This window comes from Xenorhabdus entomophaga, assembly GCF_037996725.1.
GTDB classification, from domain to species: domain Bacteria; phylum Pseudomonadota; class Gammaproteobacteria; order Enterobacterales; family Enterobacteriaceae; genus Xenorhabdus; species Xenorhabdus khoisanae.
On the sequence record NZ_JBBMXH010000303.1, the window covers coordinates 1 to 659 of the forward strand.

The following is a 659-nucleotide window of genomic DNA, read 5'->3' on the forward strand; positions in this document are numbered from 1 at the left end:
CACAATGGGACAGGCTACCAGCTACTGGGGAATCTGGGGCAGGTCTTTGCCATTGAAGACTATATCTGGCATCAGTTGCCGGATGGCTCGGTGTATCTGGGAAGCTGGGCGCATTCGATGTTTAAGGACAAGCCCGCCGAAATCCCCAGTGCGTTCAGCCAGAATCAGTCCGCTGGCAATGCCATGACCATACCGATGATCCAATCCCTGCGCCCGGGTTTTGTGGTCAATCAGCAGCGGCTGAGTAAGGTCAACCTGAATAATGAGAATATGACCATTACTTGGCTGCCCAAAGGACAACAGGAGAGTAAAACCCCCGCCCAGCGCCAAATTGACGCCGCTTACCCAGAATTATCGGCGGGCACGCACCTGCCCCAATTCGCCCGCATTGAGGCCCACACGGAAAACACGACCAGTGGCGATATGGCCGACCCATTCAGGCCGCGTTATGCCGTGGATGTGCAATTGCTGGATGCTGACGGCAAAGACGCCGCGGCCCCGGTTTACCGGGCTGTCCCGCTGCCCTTGCCGATGGCGGGCGGTGAATCGGGCATGTTCCAGTATCCGCCCATTGGCACGGTGGTTGAAATTGCGTTCGAAGGTGGCCGCCCTGACAAGCCTTTTATCCGCCAGACCTTGAGTCAGGGCAACACCCTGCC

General features: G+C 57.8%; 1 pseudogene. It reads left to right on the forward strand.

Going from position 1 to position 659, the window contains the following annotated elements:
- A pseudogene (locus AAC854_RS22890) lies at window positions 1–659 on the forward strand (hypothetical protein); the annotation flags it as partial.